Genomic DNA, 18,578 nt, shown 5'->3' with positions numbered 1-18,578 from the left:
GCCGCGCTGAATGGCGGGTGAAACGGCTGTTAAGCGGCGGTCAGCCGCCACCGGCGTGCGAGGGGCCGAGCGGTTCGCGGCGCGGGCGCGGCTTTCCGGGGTGCTTGCCGTCCTCGTCCCACTCGATGCGGTAGAGATCGAAACGCCGGTCGGCGAGATTGCGGACCGTTCCTTCGGCGCGGGCCCAGCTCAGGTCGGCAAGGTTGATGTCGCTGATGGTCAGCGTCTCCACGTTCTCGCTGGCCTCGGCCGCGATCCCGTCGCGCGCGAAGGGAAAGTCGCAGGGCGTCAGGATGCAGCTTTGCGCATACTGGATGTCCATATTGGCGACGTTTGGCAGGTTCCCGACATTGCCCGAGAGGACCACGAAACACTGGTTCTCGATCGCGCGCGCCTGGCCGCAATAGCGCACGCGCAGATAGCCCTGGCGGCTATCGGTGCAGAAGGGCACGAAGATGATCCGCGCGCCTTCGTCGGCGAGCCGGCGGCTGAGTTCGGGGAACTCGCTATCGTAGCAGATCTGCACGCCGATCGGCCCGCAGTCGGTCTGGATAACCTCGACCTTGTCGCCGCCCTTGATGTTCCACCAGTAGCGCTCGTTGGGCGTCGGGTGGATCTTCTCCTGAGCATGGACCGACCCGTCGCGCAGGCAGACATAGGCGACATTATGGATGTCCCCGTCCTCCATCCGCGTGGGATGCGATCCGGCGATGATGTTGATGTTGTAGCGCATCGCCATCTCGGAAATGTCGCTGCGCAGGCGGGGGGTGTATTCGGACAGGCGCTCGATCGCCTCGACCGGCGAGAGCTCCTTTTCCTCGAAGCTCAGCAGCATCAGTGTGAACAGCTCGGGAAAGACGATGAAGTCGCTTTCGTAATCGCTTGCAACATCGACGAAATATTCGATGGCGCGCATGAATTCGTCGTAGTCGGCAAGCTGGCGTGCCTGCAGCTGGCAGGTCGCCACACGCACCGATTCCACCCCGCGCGGCAGGCGCTTCTTCACCGGCTGGTCGCGCTCCACATAGGGGTTGCGCCAGACCATCATCACGGCGTTGGCCATGCTCGCCTTGTCTTCGGGCAGGTAGCCTTCGAGGATGCGTTCGGGCTCGAACCCGTTGGCCATCTGGAAGCGCAGGACGGGATCGTGCAGCTTTTTCTCGACCACCTTGTCCAGATAGTCCTGCGGGCCGTCCACACGCCGGCGGAAGCGGCGATAGTTGGGCATGCGGCCGGCAAAGACGATGCCAGTGAGGTCTTTTTCTTCGGCCAGCGCGCGGCGCTCTTCATACAGGCGCCGTCCGATGCGCACACCGCGCACCTTGGGATCGACGCACATCTCGTAGCCGTAGAGCCAGTCGCCGGTGGGATCATGGCGGCTGCCATAGCCATTGCCGGTGATCTCGTCCCAGTCGTGGTCCTGGAAGGCCAGCGCTTCGGCGATCTGCATGGTCGCGCAATAGCCGACCACCTCGTCGTCCAGCAGCGCGACAAAGCAGCCTTCCTTGAAGTTGTTGATCTGCCCGCGGATTTCGCCGTGGGTGTAGGCGGGCATGTCCTCGTACACACGGCGCACAAGGTTCGCGATGCCGGGGATGTCCTTGATCATCGCCCCGCGGACTTCGAGCCGGCGCTGGCCAAACTTCTCCGGGCCCTTGCGTTTGGCAGTGCGTTTCTTCGTCGGCGGCTTGGCCATGCTGTTTCCCGTTCTTCAAGAGCCCCAAACGACAGGACCGGGACCGGCAGTGCGCCGATCCCGGTCCGTCGCGTCACTGCCTAGGCAATGACGAAGTCGCGAGAAGGTTTCAGCCCCAGGCCTGCATTTCCTTCTCGAGGTTTTCGACGATCGCTTCGAAGAACTGTTCGGTGGTCATCCAGCTCTGCTCCGGACCGATCAGCAGCGCGAGGTCCTTGGTCATCTTGCCGCTTTCGACGGTCTTGATGCAGACGCGCTCGAGCGTTTCGGCGAACTTCACGACGTCGGGCGTGTTGTCGAAACGGCCGCGATAGATAAGGCCGCGGGTCCAGGCGAAGATCGACGCAATCGGGTTGGTCGAGGTCGCCTTGCCTTCCTGGTGCTGGCGGTAGTGGCGCGTCACGGTGCCGTGGGCGGCTTCCGCTTCGACGGTCTTGCCGTCCGGCGTCATCAGGACCGATGTCATCAGGCCGAGCGAGCCGAAGCCCTGCGCCACGACGTCCGACTGCACGTCGCCGTCGTAGTTCTTGCAGGCCCAGACGAACTTGCCGCTCCACTTCAGAGCCGCGGCGACCATGTCGTCGATCAGGCGGTGCTCGTAGGTGATGTTCGCTTCCTTGAACTTGTCGGCGAATTCGGCGTCGAACACTTCCTGGAACAGGTCCTTGAAGCGGCCATCGTACTTCTTGAGGATGGTGTTCTTGGTCGACAGGTACACCGGCCAGCCGCGGTCGAGGCCGTAGTTCATACAGGCACGCGCGAAATCGCGGATGCTGTCGTCGAGATTGTACATCGCCATGGCGACGCCCGAGCTCTGGAATTCGTAGACGTCGAGGTCGATCTTCTCGCCGTCTTCGCCTTCGAAGACGAGGCGCAGCTTGCCGGCGCCCGGGATCAGAGTGTCCTTGGCGCGGTACTGGTCGCCGAACGCGTGACGGCCGACCACGATCGGGTCGGTCCAGCCCGGCACCAGGCGCGGCACGTTGTCGATCACGATCGGCTCGCGGAAGACCACGCCGCCCAGGATGTTGCGGATCGTGCCGTTCGGGCTAACCCACATCTTCTTGAGGTCGAATTCTTCGACGCGGGCTTCGTCGGGCGTGATGGTGGCGCATTTCACGCCGACGCCGTGTTCCTTGATCGCGTTGGCTGCGTCGATAGTGATCTGGTCGTCGGTTTCGTCGCGCTTCTCGATCGAGAGGTCGTAATACTTAAGGTCGACGTCGAGATACGGCAGGATCAGCCGCTCACGGATCCACTGCCAGATGATTTTCGTCATTTCGTCGCCGTCGAGTTCGACGATCGGGTTCGCAACCTTGATCTTCGCCATGGGTTTCCTGTTCGTTCGGATAAGTGTTGCGCGCGCCATAGCAGAGCGCGGCGCAAGGGCAAGGGAGGGCTGGGCGATGGACGCAGGGGCCGCGCCGGATTGCGCCGCGAGCAGGGCATTGTTGCAAGAAGGTCCCGCAATGACGCAAATTAACAATACACATTGCCACCAGGGGGTAACGAAAGCTATGGGCAGTGAAGTGCTACGTTGCACTGCAACAAGAACATAGTCGCATGATCATCAAAACCCCCCGGCTGAAGAAGGGCGGAGCGAAGAACGTGTATCTAGAAAACGTCTCACATGCGGTTACTAGGCCGGCGATGGAAAGTCGCCGCGTGCAGATGTATCTGCTCATGCTGCTTGCCGACACCGCCGTGCTGTTGGGCAGCTTTGTCTTGGCAGGCGGTGTGTACCGCGACCAATGGCCCAACGAATTCGCGATGGCGATGGGCTGGGCTTTCCTGCCGATCTTCCTCGTCATTGCTGTCTACCAGCGCTGCTACTCGATTCGCGCGCTCGATGAAGTTCGCTACGCGATCGGGCAGGCCGGCATTGCGCTGGTCCTGTCGGCGATGCTGTGCACGGTCATGATCTTCTACGCCAAGGCGGCTACCGAGTTCTCGCGTGTCATGCTCTCGCTGGCGCTGGTGGCTGCCTTTGCCGGCATGGCGCTCGTGCGCGTGGTCATGCATCTTGTCCTGCGCCGGATCTACGGCCCGAGCGTGAGCTCGGTGCTGGTGGTGATGGATGGCGGGCCCAAGGTGGACATTCGCGGCGCGCAGATTGTTCACGCCGAAGACTTCGACATTTCGGGCGTGCAATCCTCTCCCAACAGCCTTGACCGGATCGGCCGCCTGATGCGCGGAATGGACCGCGTCGTCGTCAGCTGTGCGGTGGACCAGAGGACCAAATGGGCCAACGTGATGCGCGGTGCGGGCGTTCGCGGCGAGGTGGTCTCCACCGCTCTGCAAGAGCTGGGCGCTATTGCGCTGGAGCGTGAGGGTGGGCAGTCGTTCCTGGTCGTCTCGACCGGTCCGCTCGCCTTGCACGCGCGCATCTTCAAGCGGGGCATGGATCTTGCCATAACCGTCCCGGCGGTGCTGGTGTTGAGCCCGCTTCTCCTGCTGGTTGCCTTGCTGATCAAGCTGGAAGACGGCGGCCCCGTCTTTTTCGTGCAGCAGCGGATGGGCGCAAACAACTGCCTCTTCGACATGCTCAAGTTCCGCTCGATGCGAGTGGAGAAGCTGGACAGCAAGGGCGCGCGCTCGACCTCACGCGATGACGATCGCATCACGCGGATCGGACGATTCATCCGCAAGACCTCGATCGATGAGCTGCCGCAGCTCCTCAATGTACTGCGCTCGGAGATGAGCATTGTGGGGCCCCGGCCGCATGCCCTGGGCTCACTGGCCGGCGAGAAGCTGTTCTGGGAAGTCGACGCCGATTACTGGCAGCGTCACGCGTTGAAGCCTGGCCTGACGGGTCTGGCGCAGGTCCGCGGCTATCGCGGTGCGACCGAAACGGAGAATCATCTGAAGGACAGGCTGGAGGCGGATCTGGAGTATATTCGCAACTGGTCGATCCTGCGGGATATCAAGATCATCTTCGCTACGGCCAGGGTTCTCGTGCATCCGAATGCATATTGACGACTTGGGTCAAGGGCGTAAGGTGATTGTCACATAAGACGGGTACGTGCTGTGAGTGGTTGTAAAAATGCGACGTAACAAGGGATTAACCGGTTGCCTCGTATTCGAATCACTGCTAGCCCAGAATTGAATTCTCGCGAAGAAGAACACTAGGAGACTAAAAATGAAGACCAGCCGCCTTCTTGCCGGCCTCGGTGCTGTCGCTATGGCAGCCACCTCGGTTTCGGCCACTGCAGGTACTCGTGCTGCTGACGCTGCTGGCGTCAACGTGCAGCCCGTCAAGCTTTCGACCGTCAGCGGCGAAGCTGCTCGTTCGACCCTGACCGAGCGTAAGGCCAACGAAAACGGCGGTGGTGGCATCATCATCGCAATCATCGGTGGTATCGCTGTCATCGTCGGCATCATTGCTGCTGCGAGCGACGACGACGATCTGTCGCCGGGCTCGTAAGACGCCGTAAAAGTTTAAATGGCCCGCCGACCTCGGTCGGTGGGCCATTTTTCATTTGAGCGCCTGTGGCGTAGACGCGGGGGAGTCCGATGGGGGCTTCAGGACGGAAGGCGGCTCGCGCCTTCTCCCTTGGTGAAATGGCGTCGCTTACGTGGCCGTTTTGCGCGCTGATTGTTTTGATCTTCCTCCTGGGTGGGGGTGGTAGCCGCTACGGTATCCTAAACGGCATCCTCCAGGTTTCGGCCCTGGGATTTGGCCTCTTCTATTTCGACAGGATGGTTGCCGGCTGGCGATCGCTTCCGCTCGTTCTGCGCGGGCTGATAGCGGCTACCCTTGCGGTGCCGCTGATCCAGTTGGTCCCGCTGCCGCCGGCCGTATGGCAGGCGTTGCCCAGTGCAGACCTTGCCCTTCCGGCTCGCGCGCTGGTCGGAGCTGAGGCGGGTTGGTACCCTTGGTCCCTCGATCCTGCGCGCACCGCTTTGGCCGCGTTCGCGCTCATTCCGCCGCTCGTCCTGCTGTTGTACGCCCGTTCGCTGGGGGCGGTCGCCTATCCGATCATGGCGCTGGTCGTGGCGCTTGCTTTCGTCAGCATGCTCGTGGCGCTCATCCAGATTGCCGGCGGTTCGAATCCGCTGCCTTATCCCATCCTCGAACCTGGTCGCCTCTACGGAGTGTTCGCGAGTCACAACTCGAGCGGGCTCATGTTCGTCCTGGCGCAGTGCTGCCTGATTCCCTTCTGGTCGAGTTCTCCCGCTGGTGTCCTGACCAAGCCGTTGCTTGTCTCGTTGGCTGCCGTTCTCGTTCTTGCGGTGGTTCTGACGCAGTCGCGTTCGAGTATTGCCCTCCTGCTGGTTCCCTTTAGCGCCTTCGGGCTGCGACTTCTCCTCGCGCGCAAGTCCGAGGGGCGCGCTATGCGTTGGCCGGTGGTGGTCCTGGGGCTGGCCCTGGTTGGCGGTATCCTCGCGGCCGTTGCTTCGAGCGACCGTGTCGGGGCAACGATATCGCGGTTTGAAAACCTCGAGGATCAGCGCCCAAACATCTGGGAAGACAGCAAACTCGCCATTGAGGATTTGTGGCCCATGGGTAGCGGAATGGGGTCGTTCGACGAGGTGTTCCAAACCTACGAATCTCTCGAGACCTTGCTGCCGGGATTCGCGCGACGAGCGCATAACGACTATCTCGAACTTGGCGTGGAGGCCGGAATTCTTGGCTGGCTGCTCTTGCTCGCCTGGACCGTTTACCTTGTCCTGCAATATTGGAAGCGCAGGAGCGGACCGGACGCACCAATCGTTCTTGCCGCGTCCATGGGACTTCTTATTTTTGCGCTGCAATCACTCGTGGATTACCCGTTGCGGAACGAGATCCACTTGAGCCTTGCCGCGCTCCTGATTGCCGTGTTAGCGCCAACCTATTCCAGGACTGGGGATCGCGATTTTTATGAGGCTTAAGCTAGTAGCGCTTTGCTGTGGAGCATTGGCGCTTTCAGGTTGTTTTTCACCGGCACGCGACTTGCCGCGCGGGCAGTCGGCGTATTCCGTCATGCCACCGGTCGATCCGAACCGGCAGATTGCGGAATACCGTATCGGCGTGCTCGACACCTTGTCGATCCGCGTGTTCCAGGAGCCGGAACTCACCTTCGAAACCGTTGCGGTGGATTCGGCGGGCCTGATCAACTTCCCGCTGATTGGGGAGGTTTCGGCCGCCGGACGCACTCCGCTCGAACTGAGCAACGCAATCGAGGACGGCCTCGCCACGCGCTTTATCCGCGATCCGCAGGTCGTGGTCGGCGTGGTTGCGTCGGCAGGGCAGAGGGTCGTCGTCGACGGGAGCGTCGTGGAACCGGGTGTCTATGAGATCGCCGGGACCTCCTCGCTCATCGAATCCATCGCGCGCGCCAAGGGCCTGAACGATGTGGCCGTCGATGATGAAGTCATCGTTTTCCGCTTCATCGACGGCGAGCGCTACGGCGCGGTGTTCAATTTCAAGGACATCCGCGAAGGCAGGGCGCCCGATCCCGAAATCAAGGGTGGTGACCGAATTGTCGTCGGCTTCTCCGCCGTCCGTGCAGCGTATCGCGACTTCCTCCGCGCGGCGCCGCTCTTCAACGTTTTTACAAGGTTCTAACTGGTGGTTGAGAAGCTTAACTTGCAGCCTGTCGACGCGCCGGTGCAGCCGTTTGGCGAGACCTATCCGGGCGCCGGAGGCGTTTTCGACCTCCACGCGATCATGGCTGCGGTCCGCCGCAACATCATCCCGATTGTTGCCATTGTTGTCGGGGCGCTGATCCTTGCGGTCGTCGCGACCCTGCTGATGGTTCCGCGCTATATCGCCAGCTCACGCGTGATGATCGAGCAGCAGGCCGAACAGATCATCGAGAACGATACGGCGACCTCGCCGGCAGCCTACCAGGACGCCGACCGCTTCCTGCAAACGCAGGTCGACATCATCCGTAGCCGGACTCTCGCTCAGCAGGTCGTCGAGGCTGAAGGCCTCGCCAGCGATGCCGAGTTCTTCGAAGCGCAGGGTGCGGAGCTTCCGACGGAAGAGGACGTGGAAGGCCTCGCGCTCGACCAGCGCGGTCTTGCAGGCTTCCGGCAGGATCTCGCGATCGACCTTGTCCAAGACAACATGAACGCGGGTCTCCCGCTCGACAGCCGGATCGTGACGATCAGCTTCGAGAGCGCTGACCCGGTCATCGCGGCCCGGCTCTCCAACGCGCTGTCGGAAAACTTCATCAACGGGAACCTCGTCCGCAAGTTCGAGAGCTCGGCCTACGCGCGCGAATTTCTCGCTCAACAGCTGGCCGATGCCCGCGAAAAGCTCGAGACCAGCGAACGCGACCTTAACCAGTATTCGCGCCAGGCGGGTCTGATTCGTGTTTCCGGACAGGGTCAGAACGCGGATCGTGAAACGACGCTCTCAGTTACCAACGATACGCTGGTCCAGCTCAACGCTGCGGCGAGCGCGGCAACCGCAGAACGCGTTGATGCGGAGAACCGCTGGCAGGCGGTCATCAACAAGCCGGTGCTCTCGGTGCCGCAGGTTGTCCAGAACCCGGGCGTGCAGTCGCTGATCTCGCAGCGCAGCCAGATCGAGGCTGAACTGGCCGACGAACGCCAGCGTCACCTTGATGATCACCCCAATGTGAAGGCACTGGAAGCCCAGCTTGCGCGGATCAACGACCAGATCCAGTCGGTCGGCTCCGCCATCAAGGATTCGCTTCGGGTCCAGTACGAATCCACCCGTGAGCGCGAGCAGCAGCTGCGCAGCCAGGTCACCACCTTGCGTGACGAAGCTCTGGGCGAACAGGATCGCGGCGTTCAGTACAACGTTCTGAAGCGTGTCGCGGAAACCGACCGCGCGCTCTACAACACGCTGCTGACGCGCTACAACGAGCTCAACGCTATTGCCGGTGCGACGTCGAACAATCTGTCGCTCATCGATGTCGCCGAAGTTCCGCGCGAACCGTCTTCTCCGAACCTGGCCCTCAACGTTCTCGTGGCGTTGGTTGCAGGCCTTGCCGCGGCAGGTGCGTTCGTCTTCCTGCGCGAGCAGCTCGACGATGTCATCCGCTCGCCGGACGATGTGGAGAACAAGCTGAAGCTGTCGATGCTTGGGCTCATTCCGCAGGCGGACAACCTGCAGGAAGACCTGCAGGATCCGAAGTCTCCTGTCAGCGAAGCCTACCAGTCGCTGGGAACCAACCTGCGCTACAGCTCGGCCAACGGCATGCCTGCCAGCCTCATGATCACGAGCGGCAAGGCCAGCGAAGGCAAGAGTACGACGGCGAACGAACTGGCACGCCAGTTCGCCTCGCTCGGCCGCCGTACGCTGCTGGTCGACGCCGACCTTCGCCGCCCGACGCTGCACAAGCGCATCGGCAGCAGCGTGGAGGGCCTTACCTCGGTTCTTGCTGGCGAAAAGCGTATCGAAGAGGTCATCGTTCCTTCGGACATTGCGAACCTTTCGTATATGACCGCGCTTCCGATCCCGCCCGATCCGGCGGCCTTGCTCGGCTCGCCGCGCCTTGAGGAAACGCTGTCGCAGATCAAGGAGAGTTACGACTGCGTCATTATCGACGCTCCGCCGCTCCTCGGCCTGTCCGATACGCCGCTGCTTTCGGCCAATGTCGAAGCCATCGTTATGGTCATCGACGCCTCGTCCGGTACGCGCGGCGTGGTCAAGGCCGGCCTTCGCCGCCTGAACCTCGTCCACGCGAATGTGCTCGGCGCCGTGCTGACGCGCTTCGACGCTAAGGCCGCTGGCGGATCGTATTCCTACTACGGTTCTGACTACTACACGTACGAGAGCCGAGAGGCCTGATGGCATTGCAAGCGGGAAAGGTTGGGGGCTGGATCGCCCGTCTCCTTTTCTTTGGGCTCCTTTCCGCCTGCATCCTCCTGGTGCAGGCGGACCGATCGTCGCGCAGCAATCGCTCGCTCGTCGAGCTGGTCCCGGCCGGCTTTGGCGGAAACGCGGATGAGATCCGCGCGCGCACGATCGTACTGGAAGATCCGGAGCTTGCCTTGCCCGTGGCCGCGGGAATCGTTGCAGCACGTCCGGTATCGGCTTCGCATCTTGGGCTCCTTGGCCTTGCCGCTGCCGAAAGCGGTGACCTGGAACTCGCCTCCGCGGCGTTGAGCCTCGGCGCGCGCCGGGGATGGCGCGACGACTATACGCAGATCGCCGTGCTCGGGTCCTACAGCGCGAGCGGCGACTACGAAGCGGCGATGCAGCGCCTCGAGGCGCTCGTGCGGACCGAGCGTTCGGACGAAATCGTCCGGGCCGCATTTCTCGAGCTTGCGAGCCGCGACGATGCGCAGGATGATCTGGCGGCCTATGTCGGCCCGAACGAGACGCTTCAGCGCCGCCTGATGGCCATTAGTGCAGAATTCCCGGATATCATCGGTCCGCTTACGCGGAGCATGCAGGCGGCCGAGGCCATGACGCCTCCGCCCAGTTGCGCGATGCTCAACGATCTCACGCGCATCCATTTGCGGCGCAATCTCGGGACGGATGCGGCTGCCAGCTGGCCCCAGCGCTGCGAGCGCGCCGGGATGAAAGGGTTCGGCTTTGCCAGTCTGACCAGTGCCGATGACTACCCGTTCCGCTGGTCGGTTTCTAACGCGGTCGGGGTTTCGGTGTTTCCCTCCTCCGACGGAGAGGGCGTAACGATGATCAATCGCTCGCCGCTCAAGCAGGAAATTGCGCTTCGCTACCTTCAGTTGGCCGCCGGGCCGCACAGGCTCGCGGTCGACTTGGGCGATTCGACAGCCCAGTTCACGCCCGTTGTCGACCTTGCGATCCGCTGTGTGGAGGGGCGCCCGGCACGGCTTCTCGGCAGCCTGGAGACCCGGACTTCAGATGCATTCGAATTCGTCGTGCCGGAGGATTGCCCCGCGCAGCGGTTGAATGTTCGCATGCGCAAGGGACGGGTCGACTCGATGAGACTTACCGGGAGCTGATTGCACTCCATTTGCGATAGGCAGGTTCCCGCTTCCTTTACCCGGACCACGTCCGGACAATGAAAACAAAAGGCCCGATTGTGATCGAAGAAACTCCCCTCAAAGACGTGTTCGTTATCACGCCCAGACGCTTCGGGGACGACCGCGGCTTTTTCAGCGAGAGCTGGAACAGGCTGACGCTGGAGAAGGAGGGGCTGAACCTGCCCGAGTTCGTCCAGGACAATCACTCGATGTCGCGGGTCCCGGGAACCGTGCGAGGCTTGCATTACCAGTCGCCACCGCATGCGCAGGGCAAGCTCGTTCGATGCGGGCGCGGCAGCCTGTTCGATGTGGCGGTGGACGTGCGCAAGGGCTCGCCGACGTTCGGCCAGTGGTTCGGTGCGACCCTGAGCTTCGATAACGGCAAGCAGCTCTGGATTCCGGCCGGCTTCTTGCACGGATTTGTCACACTCGAACCCGATACGGAAATCATCTACAAGTGCACGGACCGTTACGCTCCCGAGTGTGACGGATCGGTGCGCTGGGACAGTGTCGGGATCGACTGGCCGCTTGGCGGCAACGAGCCGGTCCTGTCGGACAAGGACCGCGACGCCGTTGCGTTCGCGGAGTTTGAAACCCCCTTCGAATACGGAAACGATCAATGAAAATCTTGGTAACCGGCGGCGCCGGCTTCATCGGTTCGGCCGTCGTGCGACTGGCCATTTCGCGTGGTCACGAGGTCGTAAACGTCGATGCGCTGACCTACGCTGCGTGTCTGGCCAACCTCGATTCGGTGTCCGACAATCCTGGCTATTCGTTCGAGCATGTCGACATCCGTGACCGTGATGCTCTCAACGCCGTCTTTGCCAAGCACGAGCCCGATGCGGTGATGCACCTGGCGGCCGAAAGCCATGTCGACCGTTCGATCGATGGTCCTGCCGATTTCATCGAGACCAACATCCAGGGCACCTTCAACATGCTCGAAGCCGCCCGCAGCTACTGGACGGCCAAGGGCAAGCCGGAAGGGTTCCGTTTCCATCACATCTCGACCGATGAGGTTTTCGGATCGCTCGGCGCAGAAGGGCTGTTCACCGAGGACACGCCCTACGATCCGCGCTCGCCCTATTCGGCCAGCAAGGCTTCGTCCGATCATCTCGTGAACGCCTGGCATGAGACTTACGGCCTGCCGGTGGTGCTGACCAATTGCTCTAACAACTACGGCCCCTATCACTTCCCCGAGAAGCTGGTTCCGGTCGTGATCCTCAACGCGCTCGCCGGGAAAGCCATCCCGATTTACGGCAAGGGCGACAACGTGCGTGACTGGCTTTACGTCGAAGACCACGCCGATGCCCTGCTGCTGGCGATGGAGAAGGGCGAGATCGGCCGCAGCTACAACATTGGCGGCGAGAACGAGCGCACCAATCTCGAGCTCGTTGAAAGCCTGCTCTCAATCCTCGACGACAAACGCCCGAAGGCCGATGGTTCGAGCTACAAGGACCAGATTACCTTCGTTGCCGACCGCCCGGGTCACGACCAGCGCTACGCCATCGACCCCACGCGCATTCGCAACGAGCTGGGATGGCGCCCTTCGGTGACGGTCGAGCAGGGGCTCGAACTCACCGTGCAGTGGTACCTCGATAACGAGGACTGGTGGCAGGCGCTGCTTGATCGCAAGGGCGTTGGCGAAAGGCTGGGCGTCAAGGCATGATCCTCGTCTTCGGCAAGACGGGGCAAGTCGCTCTCGAATTGCAGGCGCTTGCTCCCGACGCGGTCTATCTGGGCCGCGATGTGGCGGATCTCTCCAATCCGGCCCAGTGCCGCGAGGCTATCCTTGCGCATCGACCCACGGCCGTGATCAACGCGGCTGCCTATACCGCGGTCGACAAGGCGGAAGACGAAGAGGACCAGGCCACCGTGATCAACGCCGAAGCGCCGGCGGCCATGGCAGATGCATGCCGCGAGCTGGGCGTGCCTTTTGTCCATATCTCGACCGATTACGTCTTCGACGGTTCGGGCGAAGACTCGCGTGTCCCGTCCGATCCGGTTGCGCCGGCGAACGCCTATGGGCGCAGTAAGCTGGCGGGCGAGGAGGCGGTCAAGGCCGCGGGCGCCACCTACGCAATCCTGCGCACGAGCTGGGTCTTCTCGCCCCATGGCAAGAATTTCGCAAAAACGATGATCGGCCTGTCGGACAAGCATCCCGAGCTGCGCGTCGTCGACGACCAGATCGGCGGGCCGACGCCAGCCTCCGCGATTGCCGCGGCCTGCCTTCGCATGGCGGACACGCTCAAGCAGCGGCCCGAACTTTCGGGCACCTATCACTTTTCCGGCACGCCCGATGTCAGCTGGGCTGATTTTGCGCGCGCCATTTTCGAACACACTCCGAACCAGCCCACGGTGCATGGTATTCCTACCAAGGATTACCCCACGCCGGCGCAGCGACCGCTCAACAGCCGGCTCGATTGCAGCGATCTGGCTAAGTTCGGACTTGAACGACCGAATTGGGAATCCGCCATACCGGCGGTCATCGAAGGGGCTTAAGTTTTATGACGCAGCGTAAGGGCATCATTCTGGCCGGGGGATCGGGCACGCGGCTGTATCCGCTGACCATGGCGGTCTCGAAGCAGCTCATGCCGATCTACGACAAGCCCATGATCTTCTACCCGCTGTCGATCATCATGCTGTCCGGCGTGCGCGAGGTTGCGATCATCACGACGCCGGCCGACCAGGAACAGTTCCGCCGCTTGCTGGGCGATGGATCGCAGTGGGGCATGGAGTTCACCTATATCGAGCAGCCGTCGCCCGATGGCCTTGCACAGGCCTATACGCTGGCCGAGGATTTCCTCGACGGCGCGCCGTCGGTGATGGTGCTGGGCGACAACATCTTCTTTGGGCACGCGCTTCCCGACATGCTGCGCGCCGCCGATAGCCAGGCTTCGGGCGGCACGGTTTTCGGATACCACGTGGCCGAGCCGCAGCATTATGGCGTGGTCGGCTTCGACGCCGATGGCACAGTCAACCAGATCATCGAAAAGCCGTCCGATCCGCCGTCGAATTACGCGGTGACCGGTCTCTACTTCCTCGATGGCGAAGCGCCCCAGCGCGCGAAGAGCATCAAACCCTCGCCGCGCGGCGAACTTGAAATTACTTCGCTGCTAGAGACCTATCTGGTCGAAGGCGCGCTCGATGTGCAGACCATGGGCCGCGGCTTTGCCTGGCTTGATACCGGAACGCATGGCTCGCTGCTCGACGCTGGCAATTTCGTGCGCACGCTGTCGCTGCGCCAGGGCATGCAGGTCGGCAGCCCGGAGGAAATCGCTTTCGACAACGGCTGGATCGACGAAGCGCAGCTCGCCGAACGCGCGGATCTTTTCGGCAAGACCGAATACGGCAAGTACCTGCGCGGGCTCCTGTCGAAGTGAGCCGGCGTAAGGTCATCCTGGTCACGGGCGCGCCGCGGTCGGGAACGACCGTGGTTGGCGAATACCTGCTGTCGTCCTGGCGGATCCGCGAGCTCTACGAACCGATGAACGTCAATGTCGGCGACCGGTCCATCCGCAACCAGTTCGAAGTGCCCGGATCGCAGGATTTCCCGGCGGCCGCGCTCGATGACCTCCACGATCGCATCGTGCGTGGCCGCCTCCGGCTGCGCCGGGCAAACAACGCGCGCCGCAACCGGTATCTGAACCGGACAAACCGCACGATGCTGGCGGCCAATGTGGCGCCCTTCGCCTCGCACCTCATCTGGAAGGATCCGTTCGCCTTTTTCTGTGCGCCCCAGCTTGCGCGCAAGGGCGTGCCGGTGATCGTCACGGTGCGCGACCACCTGAGCCTCGTGGGCAGCTTCAAGCGCATGGAATGGTCGGCCCCGGTGGCAAGCCTGTCGCAGAGGATGCGCGAGGCCGGGCTGCCCGTCAGCGACGATATCTTCGCGCAGTGCCAGACTGCGGAGGGTCACGCCTACACCGGTGCGCTCATGTGGCATCTGCTCCATTCTGCGCTGGTAGGCTGGATGGAAGCCGGCGAGCCGTTGACGGTGCTGGAGAACACCGAGCTCCTGGACAATCCCGCACAGGCAGCAGCGACCCTGACCAAGGTGACCGGCATTCCGGTCACGATTGAGCGCCAGGAAGAGCCGCAGGATACCCAGCCGGATGCCGACCTTCCGACGAAGGCGCACATCAAGAACCGCGATGCGAAGAGCATCACCGATTATTGGCGCAAGGTCCTCTCCGACGAGGAAGTCGAGCAGACGCTGGCGATCAACGCCGAGCTGATGGAACGGCTGCGCGCAGCCCTCGGCTCCTGACGCGACCGGGCGGCTGGATCAGAGCCGCTCGCGCATCAGCGCCGTGATGGCATCGCGATAGGGCTGGAGCTTCGAGGCTGCCGTATCGGCTGCGTTCTGTGCATCCTTGGTCAGACCGGCGTGATCCGCGATCGCCTGCTCCATCTGAGCCTTGGCTTCCTCGCCGCTGGCGCTCTTGAGATCGATGATGTGGGTGTAGCCCAACTGCGCGAAGAGGCCGCGAAACTTCACGCTGTAGCTCATCGGTAGGCAGGCGGTGCCCGTTGAAACAGCTGCAATCGCCGCGTGCATGCGCGCCGCGAACATCACGTTCATCGAGGAGATGAAGCGCTTGGCTTCGGGCGCAGCCTTGAACAGCGGCGCCAGCTTCGCGTGCGGATACTTCTCCGCCAGTTCGCGGGCGACGGCGAGGTCGCTTTCCATGGCGGTTCCGGTCAGGCGATAGACGTGAGGGATCAGCCAGACCTGCACGTCTTCGTTGCCAGCGTGCTGCTCGAGGAATTCGTGGATCAGCTCGCTATAGTTGAGCGTCAGGCCGAACTGGTTCCCGCCGGTGTATCCGCCGCGATAGAGGAGGCCGGAGACGTTGAGCCCGGCATGGGTCTTGCCCGCGTCGCGAACCGGCCAGTCGGCGGGCTCTTCGGCCAGCGGCTTCATGGCGAAGGCGACATCGGTGGCAAGGGCCAGGTGGCTGCTCGCAGCCTCACCCAGCATCTCCTGCGCGCGCAGGAGCGAGGGCTCGTCGCGCGCGAAGACCTTGTGGCAGCTCGCCATCGCGCGCTTGGCGATCGCGCGCATCGCCGTGTCATCGAACGGGCCAAGCGTCTGCGGCGACATGACCAGCTTCTTGCGCCCGTTGGGGACGAGAAACTTCAAGCCGCCGATCTTGGCGAAGCGGCGCCAGCCGTAAATATCGGCGAAACTGTCTCCCGAGCCGATGTCGAACACCAGCTCGCAATCAGCGAGCATCCGGCGGTACTTAAGCGCTTCCTTGATCGCCGAGGCTTCGACATATTCAAGGGGCCCGAATTCGGTCGGTTCCGGGAAGGCGCGATCGCCCTTGGGGCCGAACAGCACGAAGCGCGGTTCGATCCCGAGCTCTTTGGCCGCCTCGGCGATGATGCTCATGTTGGCATGGGCGAGGGCCGAGACCCCGAGATTGCCAGAGAAGAAGCTATGCCAGAGCAGGCCGATACGCATGGTGCGGTTTGCTGCGGTGGTTGGGGTGGTCATCGAATGGGTGTCCTGGATTTTCGCGTAGCGGCGCTGGATAGGGGAGGGCTAGCTGCGGCGGATCATGACGCGCACGATCCGGCGGATCGTACCGAATAGGATCTTCACCTTGTCCTTGCCGGACATGCCCCGCTGGTACTGGCGTAGCGCTTGAGAATTGTATTTCGGAGTGGCCTTGCCGAACATGCGGAAAGCCATGACGCGCATGGCGAGTTCCTTGCGGCGCTTGAGCTGGCCGGGCTGCATGCGGTCGATTTCGCGCACCGGCAGCTCTTCGGTGGCAAACTTGCCCTCGGCAACGGCGCGCGCGAGCAGGTCGCGACCCCGCGGTGTGCGCGTCATTATGAGGCTCCGGCCGTCGGCTTCCTCGAACTGGGGGTAGCCGTCATCGTCGCCATACCAGGCGTCGGCGGCAACGATGTCGGCCTGTTCGCCGATCCCGTCGGGACAGATGGTGCACAGGTTATGCGTGTGCCGGCGCAGGATCTTGCCCCAGCTTTCGTTGTAGGTGCAGGTCTTTTCCTCGCCGCTTTCGGTCACCGCGCGGGTGTCGCCCGGCCAGCCGTTGCCACGGTGGCGAAACTCGCGAATGGATTCCGCTTCGCCCGCGCCCAAGTAATCCAGTACCTCGCGGTTGCCGCGATCGCCCGGCGTTCCGGCGCAATAGAAAGACAAAAGGACCGTCGCTTTGAGGGCGACCGGATCGCCTGCAGCCTGCGCGCGGCGCAAGGTGGCGATATCGCACGGCTTGCCGACTACGGCGTAGCTGCCGGGCTTGTCGGAAATCTCGGCCAGCGCAGCAAGCGGCGAAGCGGGCGAATATTTCGAACCGCCGGATCCGGCGCCTTCTGCCGCGTCCTTCGCGATGAAGGACTTCGTACCGATGGGGAAGGCCGGATCGTAGCCGGTCACGATCACGCCATCGACCTCGCCGGTTTCCACGAGCCAGGCTGCGATGCCACTGACCACGCCCCCCGAAGAGCCATGGCGGCGGATCGCTGCATCGGTCGAATGGCCGGTGAGGCATTCGTAGAACTGACCCCACATGTGGTCTTTTATCAGGCCATCCTCGGCCGGGCTATCGCTGGCGACGGCAACCGAAGTGCCGACCACGCCGGAGCAGGCCTTCTCGATGAGGCCCAGATCGGAGGCTGAATAGGCGCCCGGCGCAGCCGCTGGCTCAAGGAATCCGCTGGGCTTCTTTTCCATCTCCACGCCATCGAAGCGGGCGCAGTAGCCGCATCCGATGCACAGATTGTTCTGCGGGGCAGAGGGAAGGGAATTCACGGCATTTCTCCGGCTTCTCGCGTCACTAGTAGCGCGTTTCCTTTGCGCCATGCCGCGGTCGAATAGAAAACGAGCAGGCTGGCAGCGCAAGCGGCCGTAGCCACCGCTGCACCCCACGCCCCGTACTGCCAGCTCATGACAGCACAAAGAGGCACGAGTATTGCGAAGTTCAAGGTGTTCATCGCCAGACGAATCCTCTGCTGGCCGATCGCCACCAACCACATCGAGGGCGCCACCGAGACGAGCCGCGCCATCAGCGTGATGCAGAAGGCAGGCACGAGCAACCACACTCCGGCGTATTCTTCGCCGACAAAGTAATTCTGGACCACGAAGGTCGTGAGGAGGAATACTCCCACCATCACGGAGCCGAACGCAACAAAGGCGGTGGCCAAACCCTTGAGATTGCCCATGTGCAATTCGCCGGCACGGTAGGCCTTGGCCAAACGCGGCAGCATGACGTTGGTTGCTACTTGCCCGGTCGGCAAGGCGACCTGCATCAGCTTTTGCGCGAGCTGGTAGATGCCCACGCCCGCTGGATTCACGAAGATCGAGAGAATCACGACGTCCACTACCCCGTAGGAACGGACCACGAAAACGTCGGAGGCGTAACTGACGCCGCGCCGCAGTTCATCCATCAACGCTTTGATGGTGATCGTTTCGCCGCGGAATTCGATCAGCGACCGACAGGCAGAAAAGCCAAGGACTGCGTATGTCCCGCCAATCAGGAGGAAGCTGCACGCATAGTGGAACAGTTCGGTATCACCCCGAACAAGGAGGAAGGCGGACCAGCTCGCACCGATTGCCGCTGCGATGAACATGTTGGTGCTGTCCCGCCCGTGAAGCTCCATGCCGCGCAGGGTCACGCCTGCAACCTGCCCGAAGGAGAGCAGCAATAAGCCACACCAGACCACAGCGAAAACGAGGACGGGGAAGGCCAGAAGGACATATGCAAGAGCCGCAAGGAGGCACCCGGCTAGCGTCAGCAGCAGCTTCAGGTGGAATATCCGCGCCGGCAAACCGCCGTGCGTTTCCTGATACTCGTCCAGGTCTCGCAAGATGCGTTGCGGATACCCGAAGTCGACAAGCAGCGCCAACAGGCTCGCCGTCGCATAGGTCTTTGCAAAGAGGCCGAAATCCTCGACGCCCACCGCTCGCGCGATGATCAGGAAGATCACGGCGTTCCCG

16 protein-coding genes are annotated in these 18,578 nt (G+C 62.5%); 11 read left to right on the top strand and 5 right to left on the bottom strand.

Features of this window, described 5'->3' with window-relative positions; genetic code table 11:
* Positions 1-40: 40 nt before the first annotated feature.
* Positions 41-1,696, bottom strand: coding sequence for a bifunctional GNAT family N-acetyltransferase/carbon-nitrogen hydrolase family protein (locus KUV82_RS09835; protein WP_219954113.1), 1,656 nt, complete (start codon positions 1,694-1,696; stop codon positions 41-43).
* A 109-nt stretch (positions 1,697-1,805) separates the two neighbouring features.
* Positions 1,806-3,026, bottom strand: coding sequence for an NADP-dependent isocitrate dehydrogenase (locus tag KUV82_RS09830; protein WP_219954112.1), 1,221 nt, complete (start codon positions 3,024-3,026; stop codon positions 1,806-1,808).
* Positions 3,027-3,259: 233 nt separating this feature from the next.
* Here KUV82_RS09830 and KUV82_RS09825 point away from each other — a divergent pair, with 233 nt between their 5' ends.
* The 11 genes from KUV82_RS09825 to KUV82_RS09775 all read left to right on the top strand — a co-directional run bounded on the left by KUV82_RS09825 (position 3,260) and on the right by KUV82_RS09775 (position 14,873).
* Positions 3,260-4,672: an exopolysaccharide biosynthesis polyprenyl glycosylphosphotransferase gene (locus KUV82_RS09825; protein WP_258319712.1), complete on the top strand. Its 1,413-nt coding sequence runs from the start codon at positions 3,260-3,262 to the stop codon at positions 4,670-4,672.
* Positions 4,673-4,835: 163 nt separating this feature from the next.
* Entirely contained in the window at positions 4,836-5,120 is a 285-nt protein-coding gene (locus tag KUV82_RS09820) for a hypothetical protein (protein WP_219954111.1), read from the top strand.
* A gap of 89 nt (positions 5,121-5,209) precedes the next feature.
* A complete protein-coding gene (locus tag KUV82_RS09815; protein ID WP_219954110.1) occupies positions 5,210-6,568 on the top strand; it encodes an O-antigen ligase family protein in 1,359 nt (452 codons plus the stop codon).
* 91 nt (positions 6,569-6,659) lie between these two features.
* Positions 6,660-7,244: a polysaccharide biosynthesis/export family protein gene (locus KUV82_RS09810; protein ID WP_258319711.1), complete on the top strand. Its 585-nt coding sequence runs from the start codon at positions 6,660-6,662 to the stop codon at positions 7,242-7,244.
* A 3-nt stretch (positions 7,245-7,247) separates the two neighbouring features.
* Positions 7,248-9,443 carry a GumC family protein gene (locus tag KUV82_RS09805; protein ID WP_219954108.1) on the top strand — a complete coding sequence of 732 codons (2,196 nt, stop codon included), beginning with the start codon at positions 7,248-7,250 and terminating at the stop codon, positions 9,441-9,443.
* Complete coding sequence (locus tag KUV82_RS09800) at positions 9,443-10,585, top strand: hypothetical protein (protein WP_219954107.1); 1,143 nt, start codon at positions 9,443-9,445, stop codon at positions 10,583-10,585. The genes KUV82_RS09805 and KUV82_RS09800 overlap by 1 nt, the downstream gene beginning before the upstream one ends.
* An 80-nt stretch (positions 10,586-10,665) precedes the next feature.
* Positions 10,666-11,229 (top strand): dTDP-4-dehydrorhamnose 3,5-epimerase, encoded by a 564-nt coding sequence (gene rfbC, locus KUV82_RS09795; protein ID WP_309148073.1) that lies wholly within the window; start codon positions 10,666-10,668, stop codon positions 11,227-11,229.
* The gene (gene rfbB / locus KUV82_RS09790) at positions 11,226-12,272 is read left to right on the top strand and encodes a dTDP-glucose 4,6-dehydratase (protein WP_219954105.1); all 1,047 of its coding nucleotides are present in this window, start codon (positions 11,226-11,228) and stop codon (positions 12,270-12,272) included. Before rfbC ends, rfbB begins: the two co-directional genes overlap by 4 nt.
* Entirely contained in the window at positions 12,269-13,105 is an 837-nt protein-coding gene (gene rfbD / locus KUV82_RS09785; RefSeq protein WP_219954104.1) for a dTDP-4-dehydrorhamnose reductase, read from the top strand. Before rfbB ends, rfbD begins: the two co-directional genes overlap by 4 nt.
* A 5-nt stretch (positions 13,106-13,110) precedes the next feature.
* Positions 13,111-13,986: a glucose-1-phosphate thymidylyltransferase RfbA gene (gene rfbA, locus KUV82_RS09780; protein ID WP_219954103.1), complete on the top strand. Its 876-nt coding sequence runs from the start codon at positions 13,111-13,113 to the stop codon at positions 13,984-13,986.
* A complete protein-coding gene (locus KUV82_RS09775; RefSeq protein WP_219954102.1) occupies positions 13,983-14,873 on the top strand; it encodes a sulfotransferase in 891 nt (296 codons plus the stop codon). The genes rfbA and KUV82_RS09775 overlap by 4 nt, the downstream gene beginning before the upstream one ends.
* 18 nt (positions 14,874-14,891) lie before the next feature.
* On the opposite strand, the gene KUV82_RS09770 is transcribed toward KUV82_RS09775, so the two are convergent.
* The 3 genes from KUV82_RS09770 to KUV82_RS09760 are packed head-to-tail and all read right to left on the bottom strand — an operon-like array spanning position 14,892 to position 18,568.
* On the bottom strand, positions 14,892-16,106 hold the full coding sequence (locus tag KUV82_RS09770) for a polysaccharide pyruvyl transferase family protein (protein ID WP_219954101.1): 1,215 nt from the start codon (positions 16,104-16,106) through the stop codon (positions 14,892-14,894).
* Between the two features lie 48 nt (positions 16,107-16,154).
* Positions 16,155-17,393: a Coenzyme F420 hydrogenase/dehydrogenase, beta subunit C-terminal domain gene (locus tag KUV82_RS09765; RefSeq protein ID WP_219954100.1), complete on the bottom strand. Its 1,239-nt coding sequence runs from the start codon at positions 17,391-17,393 to the stop codon at positions 16,155-16,157.
* Positions 17,390-18,568, bottom strand: coding sequence for a lipopolysaccharide biosynthesis protein (locus KUV82_RS09760; RefSeq protein ID WP_219954099.1), 1,179 nt, complete (start codon positions 18,566-18,568; stop codon positions 17,390-17,392). Before KUV82_RS09760 ends, KUV82_RS09765 begins: the two co-directional genes overlap by 4 nt.
* Between the last annotated feature and the right edge of the window lie 10 nt (positions 18,569-18,578).

It is taken from the genome of Qipengyuania flava, from assembly GCF_019448255.1.
Lineage (GTDB): Bacteria > Pseudomonadota > Alphaproteobacteria > Sphingomonadales > Sphingomonadaceae > Qipengyuania > Qipengyuania flava_A.
Note: the sequence above shows the minus strand (reverse complement) of the source record. Positions and strands in the feature narration are given on the sequence as shown.